The sequence below is a fragment of the Lyngbya aestuarii BL J genome (assembly GCF_000478195.2).
In the GTDB taxonomy this organism is placed as follows: Bacteria; Cyanobacteriota; Cyanobacteriia; order Cyanobacteriales; family Microcoleaceae; genus Capilliphycus; species Capilliphycus aestuarii.
In genome coordinates, this window is record NZ_AUZM01000125.1 from 1 (window position 1) to 9398 (window position 9398).

The following is a 9398-nucleotide window of genomic DNA, read 5'->3' on the forward strand; positions in this document are numbered from 1 at the left end:
CTTCAGACGTTAATACAATTAAAAAACAGTTTGAACTCGAAGGTAAATTTGTAGTTGGTCATTTTAGCCGTTTATCCCCCTGGAAAGGACAACATATTCTACTCGAAGCCTTAACTCATTGTCCTGAAAATGTTACTGCTATTTTAGTCGGAGATGCACTATTTGGAGAACAAGAATATGTCGAAAAACTTCACAAACAAGTGGCAGATTTAGGACTCCAAAATAGAGTCAAATTTTTAGGATTTTGTTCTGATGTTGTACCTTTAATGACCGCTTGTAATTTAGTCGCTCATACCTCCACATCTCCCGAACCTTTTGGACGAGTTATTATTGAAGGAATGCTGTGTAAAACTCCCATTGTGGCGTCTGCTGCGGGCGGTGTCGTCGAATTAGTCAATCCTGGAAAAACAGGCTGGCTGATTACTCCGGGTAACTCAGAAGAACTGGCTAACGTCATTAATAATTGCTATCAAAACCCCGAATTAGCTGCCAATGTTGCAACAGAAGCTTATCATAAAGCCAATGAAAATTTTCAATTAGAGCAAACCCGACAACAAATTGATCAATTACTTCGGAAGTTATTATAATACAAAACTTATTTTATCACCTAACTCTTTCTCCTAGAAGGGGAGGAGAAATTTTTCAAACCATTTAATTTCTCTATTCACCTCACCCACTCAACCGGAGTTCAGAGGAATCACTGTTACACGAAAAACGGGATTTGCATAAAATTTCTCCATTTCCTCTGAGTGAATAGTAGAGTTCCAGAGTGATATGATGAAATTTAAGAGCCTTATTAATGTATTGTTTTTGACTGCAATGATCAGTTCTAGTGTGTTTGGTCTGGTGAATTCGGTAATCAGTTCGCCTCTACTTGAAGAAGCAATTATTTGTGGAATTTTTAAGCCCAAACCTCCCGTTCAAAACGATGGCGGTTCCCGATTTGCAGAACCCTCGAATCATCAAAATCAAGACTATTTTCCTCACGTTCAAGCTTGAATGTGTTGGCATTCCCTCCCGTTTAACGCTGTAAAGTATCCGATGTGATTGAATAAGTATTCAGTTCAATCAACACCGTTCACGTCCAAGCCTTCTATCCGCAGAAAATGTAATATTCCAGAACTATCACCCGCCACAATCGTTTGATTATCGGGACTAATCGCACAGCAATTAAAATCACTATCTCCAATAAAGGTAATCATTTCTTTTCCTGTATTTAAGTCCCAAACTTTAACAGTTTTATCCGATGAAGCAGAAACAACTTTTGAACCGTCAGGACTGATAGCGACTGCATTTATACTATGTTCTACACTATATTCGCTAAGACTTAATAGTTTTTTTCCAGTTACTAAATCCCAGACTTTGATAGTATTATCACTTGCTCCCGAAACCAATTTTAAGCCATCAGGACTAATCGCAACTGCCCATACTAAATCATCATGATCATCATGTCCGCCAAGATTGAATAGTTGTTTTCCACTTGCTAAATCCCAAGCTTTGATAGTATTATCATTTGAACCCGAAACCAACTTTGAGCCATCAGGACTAATCGCAACTGCCATTACCACAGAATTATGTTCCCTGAGAGTTAATAGTTGTTTTCCGCTCGCTAAATCCCAGACTTTGATAGTATTATCCCATGAACCCGAAACCAACTTTGAACTATCAGGAGTGATAGCCACTGCATTTACCGAACCACTGTGTCCAACAAGAGTCCGAATTAACGCTCCTCCGGGTGGAGTTAAATTAGGAACAGTTGGACGCAACCAAGGTGAGGTTTGACATCGTTTTGCTTGTTGCAGAAGTTGTTGAATTTTGGGATTATTTTCATGTGATAAAAGTCGTCCCCAGAGTTGACTAGCGAGTTGATTTCTATCCTGATTGAGAACATGATCCGAGAGTTCAAAAGTTCGTTGTAGCAGTCTCAAAGTTTCGTCAGTTTCCAGATGTTCAACACGCTGATAATCCTCAATTAACGCTTGTATTCCCACCGCTTTTATTTTGGCTTGCATAAACTCAAAATCGGTTAGAAAGCGATGCACCTTTCCAAACTGAGAGTTTTCAACCAAGTGATAAATAAGTTCGGTTAAAACAAACTCTCTATCTTCTTCTGTTTTTCTCGCTAACCAGTTGCCAATTTTACCCATTATTTTAGTCCTCGTCTTCAGTTGTATCCAAATCTTCTAACAAAGCATTCGTTATCGATCCATGAATGTCTATAATTTCAATTCCTGCGGCTTCAATGATCTCTTTGCGGGAGAGAAAATCAGCAAAACTAGCATGATAAACTTTATAGCGAGTTTGTCCTTGAATTTGACTAAAATGCAAAAACTGTGACCATTCATTGAGTACCTCTTGAACGATTATTTCATCTTTTACACTCACAAATTTAGCAATTAACTGACGAGAAACGGGTTTACGCAACACTCCGAGAATATAGACAATCTTAATCTTTAACTTCGGTAAGGGTTTATCCTGCATTCCCATTCGCCGCCAATGGTCTTCGTAGTACGAGGTTAAACCTTGGGGTAGATTTTCTATCTGTAAATTTTGATAATAACCTTTGGCAATTTCCGGTAACACATACCTCAAATACATAAAGTTATTTTCGCTTTTCTCCGCCAATGTCTCGACAAACTCTTTCTTGTTGAGATTTTGATTAACAATCCACCCATTTAACGAGTTTTTAAATTCATCCTCAAAAAAGAGATAAATATAGTTTTTGATATCTTCTCGACTGTACACGGTGTAGTCCTTGAAATCAAAGATCTCTTGAGGGGTTTCAAACAATAACCGAGTTTCTAACTCTCGACGACGAGTCAGCAGAAAATAAACGCCTTTGGGTAAATATCGGGGTAAATATAGTATATTAGAACCGTTTTGTTGATCACTCAGATTGACTTCATCCAAAGCATCAACCACAATCACTACTTTTTCATCGGGTTTGAGTTTATCACTAACTTGTTGAAGTAAATCCTTTAAAAAGTTGCTATCTTCTGTGGCTTCTTGCGGTAACGAGTCCGGTTGATAATCTTCCAACCCGTACTCACAAATTAGTTGCTGACAAATACTTTTTAGAAATTTATCCGCTCGACTTTTACTATCGTTATAAATATTGAAATAATAGAGACAAGAGGAATGATCGTTCACGTATTTCGCCGCAACTGTACTTTTTCCTTCTCCCGGATCGCCCACTACTGTAAAATATCCTCTATCGTGAGTTTCGATAAATTTTGCAAACGCATTAAAAACAAACTCCCGCCCTACAAAGTTGCGTATTTTTTCCTCAATTAATCCCTGAAATCTTCCCGTGTATTTGCTTTTGTCAATATTCCAACGTTGAGGATTCATAAACTCGGTCGGATCACAACCCAAAGCCTCAGCTACTTTTTCAATTTGAAATTTATCCACAAGATCGGGTTTTCTAGTCCCCAACATTTGCTTGAGAGTATCCAGAGAAATACCTGCTTTCTCAGCAAGTTCCTCTTGAGTAAATCCTTTCTCTTTATAGAGTTCTTTCAGTTTTTGTCTTTCTTCCTCAGTCAAGCCTAAACGTTTATCTGACATTATTTTACTCTCCTAAAGTTAGTTTATTCCTACTGTAGCGGAGTTAGACAAAGTTGAACAGGGAAAATAGGGAAAACTCACTTCCCCATTTCCCCCAAACTGTCGGGAAGACTTCCCCAAATCTTATCCCTATTTACACTCGTAATTCTTCTCAAGATAAATCAAAATTAAATTGTAAAAGTTCAGGATATTTAACGATGTATTCACTCAATTCTTCTCAAAATAAATTCGGTTTTGACTTACAAACCTTGCTGAATTTAAAACCCCCTCGCGCCCATTGTCAGAAGTGTTTAGGCTTGCTAAAGTCTATTTCCCATTGTAATCAAAAGGGAAATATTCCCTGTCCGGTTTGTGGGGTAGAGACAGTTGTTCCCGGTGAAATAAATGCTGAAAAATACGAAAGTTTTCGCAATCATTATAAAGCCTTAAATCTCTATATTGAGTTTGAAAATTTCATCGAACACGCCAAAAAATTAGCTTCTATCGCTCAAAAAATGCGCCCAAACAACAGTTATTATCCACCCGTTTCCGCTCTTTTAGACAGTCTCAACCAAGCCCAATCTTTTGTTCATATTAATAGTTTTGGCATCAGTCGAGACTTTTTATTTGCGTTGAAATTACTGGCTCAAAAAATACCCGTTCGGGGAATTATCGCCCTAACTTCCGATAAACTTTGGCTGCGGGATGAACTCCAAAACTACAGCCAGGAATCCCCCAATTTACAACTAAAAACTGTTTATGATGCTAAAAATTGGGCGACTGTTCCCCATCAAAAGTTAATTGTAATTGATGGTTTGATCGCCTTTAAAGGAAGTACAAATCTGACTCTAACCGCATGGCGTAAAGCCGCACAGGGCTATGATAACGTTGAATTAGTGACAAATCTCGCTCAGGTTATGAACCTTCACAACCGTTTCTTTTCTCCCCTTTGGGCGAATTTAAGCCCCTACGGAAATGCGATCGCCCTCGATAATTCTCTTGCTATTGTTAAGGCGAGTTAATTTAGGGAATTAGATGATTTATCCCCTCTAGCCCTTCTTAGAAAGGGTAAAATAGCAGGAGGTAAGTGTACTTAAAGTCCCCCTTCTACCCCCAATACCCCCAATGTTGGGGGTCACGGGGGCGGAAGATTTAGGGGAGTTTAGGGAGATAAAAGGGGGATTTAGGTAAAAATTTAAACGGCTTGTTTTCTCAAAAACAATAACAACGATTCGCTAATTTCTTTGGGCCAATGATCTTGAGGATAATGTCCGGCTTTTTCTAACTTCACTAACTCCGAACCTCTAACCAACTTAGCAAATTCTTCCGCTTGTTCTACACCCAACCACGGATCTGCAACTCCCCAAATAATTTGAGTCGGATTTTCCCAAGTTTTAAACCCAGTTGAAATTTCCGCCATCGCTTCTTTCAGCTTTAAATTTTTAATGGTAGCCAACAGCGATCGCCCAGACGCAGAACTTTTTAAAAACGGACTGCGATAAACATCCAAATCTTTATCTTCGATCACATAACCGCTTCCCCCTTCCAACGTTCGATCAACAAGTAGCGGATCTTGTACCATCATATCCCCGACAAACGGTAAACCCATTTGTTTGATTTTCCAGGGGAGTTTAGCCGTAGATGAAACAGGCGTATTCAGAACAATTAAACGGTCAATTTTATCAGGATTTTGCAACGCATATTGTAAACCAACAGAACCCAAAAAACCCTGTAAAACCAGATGAAATTTAGTTAATTCTAAGGCTTCAATAAACTCCGATAATGCCTTCAAAAACGCATCAGGAGTATAAGCAAAATCCCGTTTATCAGCTTTGGAAGAAAACCCAGCCCCGATCCAATCTGGTGCGATCGCCCGATAGCCTTTAGCGGCTAATTCTTCCATCAATATGACCCAACTGTAACTCTGAGACACTAACCCATGTAAGAGTAAAACAGGAGATTTATCGGTCTTTTCCGGTTTGGCTTCCCGATAAAACCATTCTAATGATCCGATTTTGATTGTATTTTTATCCAAGGTAACAATTATTGTTTATTCAAATGTAGGAGATATTATACTGCAATTTTGCTCCTTTTTTGATCAAAACCGAACATTTTGGAAGTGACTTGAGAACAAGATCGAAAAATTATCCCTCACAAACTACACTCACTTGTTCATTCAAAAAATCATGATAACTTGATAACTTCTCTAGAGAAGCTTGTTGCTGAAGAATATAAGCCTGTAAAAACAATCCACTCCACTCCGCAATTATTTGAACGGATTCTGTTTGTTGAATTTGAGGTTTATTTTCTTCTTCTGGCCCATCTTTAGGCTGAGAAACATCAGTGATTCCATAATGATTTATCCCTTTGACTGTAATCAAAGCCTTCGGACTATCCGCTAGATTTTTATAGGTTCTTTGAGTCAATTCAGGTAAAACAATACTATCGAGTTCTCCTGCTATTAAAGCAATCGGAATTCCGGCATTTTCAATCATTGCTGATCCTGCTTCTTTTCTCAACAGATTAGTTCCATAAAAAACACCACCAACCAACTCAGGAGGTCTAATATATTGCTGACCGGAAATTGTCTCAATGGTTTGTTGATATCGAATCGCTTCTAAACCTGTAATTCCACCACAAGAATGACCCAATAAAACCAGTTTTTCTGAGTCAACACAATCTACAAGATTAGAATTGTCTTGAACTGTATCACTTTTAAAATAATCTAAAATCGCTTTAATTTGTGTAAGTTCAGGCGCGAGATAAGTTCGACCCGGTGGGATATGATTGGGAACGACAACCACAAATCCAGCACTAGCAATTAACCGCGAAAATAGACTATAATATAATTTATCAACCTCAAATCCTTGTAAAAATAAAGCAATTGGAAATTTAAAAGCCTGGTTTTTCAATAGGGATAAATCGGGATAATAAATATCAGCCGTATCCCGATTTGTGGTAATAGTTGTTGAATAACTTTTAACTTGATTTAGTTCACATACAGGTTGAAACATATCCCAATCCTCTCCTTTTTCTTGCTATTTATTCCCATAGCCGTCGCCCTTCTTTCCCCTTTAAACGGTGATGAGTATCCCGAAGTAACGTCGGAATATCCAACTTTTCTGGACAACGAGGTAAACAGTCTCCACAGTCCGTACAACGGTTTCCCTTACTCCCTGGGAACCAATGACCCGCATTTTCAAACATTCGATACCGATACTTTCCAAACTCCGTCATCTGGTAAGCAACGGCCAAATTTCGCAACCGCAACACTTCCGGGATGTTAATGGCTTCAGGACAGGGTAAACACTCATAACACTGACTACACCGTTCACTTCCCAAAACAGAGCGCTGAGTCGCCTCTAAACGGTCTAAAACAGACTTTTCCTCCGGTGTTAACTCCCCATCTTGATCGGCCACCGTCAAAGGCCAGTCCAACTCCTCCGGGTTCGCCGCCCCCACGCTTAAAGTGGTAATTCGGCGATCGCTTAATAAAAAGCGATAATTTAACATCAGAGGAGAAAAAGGCTGACACAACCGTTCTAAACGCGGAGATGGAGTATAAAGTTGTCCGCCCTTATCAGCCGGGGAGATAATAAATATCCCCATGTCATTTTGACTGGCTAACTCAATTGCGGCCGCATTGCGCCGAAAAAAATAGTAATAATGCAGATTGACAAATTCAAACAAATGTGTATTAATCGCGGCGAGTATGACCTCCAGGGGGGCGTGGGTCGAAAACCCAATATGTCTGACTCGACCATCCTCAAGAGTCTTCTGCACCCCGGAGATTCCCCGTATCGCCCGATCTAGATGTTCCCCGGTATTGATCCCGTGAAGGGCCAAACAGTCAAGATAATCTAAATTTAGGCGTTCGAGGGACTCATCAACCCCGCGTTCCATCTCGCTCGGAGCGGCCGACGGGGTGAGTTTTGATGTGATATGAAGTTGCGATCGCGCTACAGGCAATCCGGCTAACAATGCAGCACCCAAATACCGTTCGCTCTGTCCGTACCCTTTTGCCGTCTCAATATGATTAATCCCCTTGGATACTGCCTGCTGCACTGTTTGCCCCGCAATTTCGGCCGACGCCAGGTATCGCATGGTTCCAAGCGAAAGCACAGAAAGGCGTAGCTCGGTTTTACCAAACCGCCGATAACGCATTTTTAATTTCAGATTTGAGATTGGGAAATGGAGCTAAATTTTTGTTAATCAAACCATCAGCCATCCGAACTCCGACTATTGAGCTTCATCTTTTTTGCGAAAATCAGAGCGTTTGATCAGATCCTGCGGACTCAGATTAGACACAAAGTCTCGGAAAGCCTGTCTTTCAGCCTCATCAGCCTCACGATCCACCGGAATTGAAGCATCTGCAACCACTTCTTCCATCACCCAAATTGGGCTATCTGTGCGTAAAGCCAGAGCGATCGCATCACTCGGACGAGCATCAATTTCCTTTTTGATGTCCCCTTGACGCACAATTAAAACCGCATAGAAGGTATTATCTTGCAGAGAGTGGATTACAATCCGTTCTAAAGTCATATCCCAAGAATCCATTAAATTCACGAACAAATCGTGAGTTAACGGTCGAGGGGGTTTATGGTTTTCCAATGCGCCGATTATGGATCGAGCTTGATCCTGACCAATAAAAATAGGCAAGGCACGTCGTTCTGAAGCATCCCTCAGAAGAACGATGGGACTGCGAGTAGCAGCATCTAGCGCGATTCCGGCGACTTTCATTTCAATCATCGACTCAGCCTCGATAGAATACTTTAGGCAAACGAGTGATAAAACCCGTAGAAAGAACATCCTGCATTCCAGTATGCCTTGAAATTTCCTGAAATCAACAATTGATTTTTGTTTGACCCGCTGTGCGGATCTAACTCAGCTTTCAAGTCATACGTGAATTCAGATTTGTTCACTTAACATTGATCCCCTACTGAAAAAATGCCATGTTCACAGGATTAATTCAAGCGTTGGGAGTAATTCGGCCCCGAACAGACGAACAGTTTCAAATTTCCTGCGTTTCCGGTCAAACTGATTTAATCTTAGAAGATTTAGCCATTGGTGACAGTGTTGCAGTCAACGGAGTCTGTTTAACGGTTGTCGAAATCGTAGAAGGAGGATTTGTCGCCACAGCCTCTCCAGAAACGCTGCGTCGGACAACATTAGGACAAGATCTCAACGGCTATTTTAACCTCGAAACCTCTCTCCGTGCAGGTAGCAAGTTAGGCGGACACTTCGTAACAGGTCACGTTGATGGGATTGGATGCTTGCAGTCTTCGGTTCAAACAGCCAGTTCCTGGGAAATGCAGTTCACCGCACCCAGAGAAAGCTTACACTTATGGGAGCAACAAATCGCCCCTTACATTGTCCCCAAGGGTAGCATTGCCATCAACGGCATCAGTCTCACCATTGCCGAATGCGACGCGCGCGGGAATGGGTTTCAAGTTGCCGTTATTCCTCACACCTATGACGAAACCAATCTAAAGTGCCTCAAGCCCGGCAGTTGGGTTAATCTCGAAGCCGACATTCTAGGGAAATATGTTGCCAAATTCCTCAGAAGCGCCCCCCATCCCAACACCTCTCCCGTTTTCGACGAAATGTCCCCTATTTCTACAATAGAAGAAATTACCCCCGATTTTCTCGCCGAACATGGATTTAGTTAAAGGGAATAGGCAAGAGGCAAGAGGCAACAGGCAAGAGGTAACAGGTAACAGGCAAAAGGCAACAGGCAAAAGGTAACAGGTAACAGGCAAGAGGTAACAGGTAACAGGCAAGAGGCAAGATCTCCCCACCTCCCCACCTCCCCACCTCCCCACCTCGCAACTCCCCACCTCCCCATCTCCCTA

General features: G+C 41.1%; 10 protein-coding genes. 4 read left to right on the plus strand and 6 right to left on the minus strand.

The annotated features are described in order from the left end of the window. On the plus strand, positions 1-587 hold a 587-nt coding region (locus tag M595_RS26315; protein ID WP_023069638.1), incomplete at its 5' end, for a glycosyltransferase. A gap of 232 nt (positions 588-819) precedes the next feature. Continuing rightward, entirely contained in the window at positions 820-999 is a 180-nt protein-coding gene (locus tag M595_RS26320) for a hypothetical protein (RefSeq protein WP_152983627.1), read from the plus strand. Positions 1000-1064: 65 nt separating this feature from the next. Here the strand turns inward: M595_RS26320 and M595_RS26325 are convergent, their stop codons facing one another. Further along, a complete protein-coding gene (locus M595_RS26325; RefSeq protein ID WP_023069640.1) occupies positions 1065-2147 on the minus strand; it encodes a WD40 repeat domain-containing protein in 1083 nt (360 codons plus the stop codon). A 4-nt stretch (positions 2148-2151) separates the two neighbouring features. Next, on the minus strand, positions 2152-3567 hold the full coding sequence (locus M595_RS26330) for a P-loop domain-containing protein (RefSeq protein ID WP_023069633.1): 1416 nt from the start codon (positions 3565-3567) through the stop codon (positions 2152-2154). A gap of 197 nt (positions 3568-3764) precedes the next feature. Here M595_RS26330 and M595_RS26335 point away from each other — a divergent pair, with 197 nt between their 5' ends. Continuing rightward, positions 3765-4568: a phospholipase D-like domain-containing protein gene (locus tag M595_RS26335; RefSeq protein WP_023069639.1), complete on the plus strand. Its 804-nt coding sequence runs from the start codon at positions 3765-3767 to the stop codon at positions 4566-4568. A gap of 173 nt (positions 4569-4741) precedes the next feature. Here the strand turns inward: M595_RS26335 and M595_RS26340 are convergent, their stop codons facing one another. The 4 genes from M595_RS26340 to M595_RS26355 all read right to left on the minus strand — a co-directional run bounded on the left by M595_RS26340 (position 4742) and on the right by M595_RS26355 (position 8295). Next, entirely contained in the window at positions 4742-5581 is an 840-nt protein-coding gene (locus M595_RS26340) for an alpha/beta fold hydrolase (protein ID WP_023069637.1), read from the minus strand. Positions 5582-5690: 109 nt separating this feature from the next. Then, positions 5691-6560: an alpha/beta hydrolase family protein gene (locus tag M595_RS26345; RefSeq protein ID WP_023069636.1), complete on the minus strand. Its 870-nt coding sequence runs from the start codon at positions 6558-6560 to the stop codon at positions 5691-5693. A 28-nt stretch (positions 6561-6588) separates the two neighbouring features. Continuing rightward, a complete protein-coding gene (locus M595_RS26350) occupies positions 6589-7710 on the minus strand; it encodes an aldo/keto reductase (RefSeq protein ID WP_040484721.1) in 1122 nt (373 codons plus the stop codon). Between the two features lie 75 nt (positions 7711-7785). Next, positions 7786-8295 (minus strand): bifunctional nuclease family protein, encoded by a 510-nt coding sequence (locus M595_RS26355; RefSeq protein ID WP_040484722.1) that lies wholly within the window; start codon positions 8293-8295, stop codon positions 7786-7788. Positions 8296-8498: 203 nt separating this feature from the next. Between M595_RS26355 and ribE the strand changes: the two genes are divergently transcribed. Beyond that, positions 8499-9215: a riboflavin synthase gene (gene ribE / locus M595_RS26360; RefSeq protein ID WP_023069635.1), complete on the plus strand. Its 717-nt coding sequence runs from the start codon at positions 8499-8501 to the stop codon at positions 9213-9215. Positions 9216-9398: the final 183 nt, after the last annotated feature.

What these genes read in the sequence shown, in the direction of transcription:
- M595_RS26320 (WP_152983627.1), top strand. Translation starts at nt 820, where the DNA reads ATGATCAGTTCTAGTGTGTTTGGTCTGGTGAATTCGGTAATCAGTTCG.
- M595_RS26325 (WP_023069640.1), bottom strand. Translation starts at nt 2,147, where the DNA reads ATGGGTAAAATTGGCAACTGGTTAGCGAGAAAAACAGAAGAAGATAGA.
- M595_RS26330 (WP_023069633.1), bottom strand. Translation starts at nt 3,567, where the DNA reads ATGTCAGATAAACGTTTAGGCTTGACTGAGGAAGAAAGACAAAAACTG.
- M595_RS26335 (WP_023069639.1), top strand. Translation starts at nt 3,765, where the DNA reads ATGTATTCACTCAATTCTTCTCAAAATAAATTCGGTTTTGACTTACAA.
- M595_RS26345 (WP_023069636.1), bottom strand. Translation starts at nt 6,560, where the DNA reads ATGTTTCAACCTGTATGTGAACTAAATCAAGTTAAAAGTTATTCAACA.
- M595_RS26350 (WP_040484721.1), bottom strand. Translation starts at nt 7,710, where the DNA reads ATGCGTTATCGGCGGTTTGGTAAAACCGAGCTACGCCTTTCTGTGCTT.
- M595_RS26355 (WP_040484722.1), bottom strand. Translation starts at nt 8,295, where the DNA reads ATGATTGAAATGAAAGTCGCCGGAATCGCGCTAGATGCTGCTACTCGC.
- ribE (WP_023069635.1), top strand. Translation starts at nt 8,499, where the DNA reads ATGTTCACAGGATTAATTCAAGCGTTGGGAGTAATTCGGCCCCGAACA.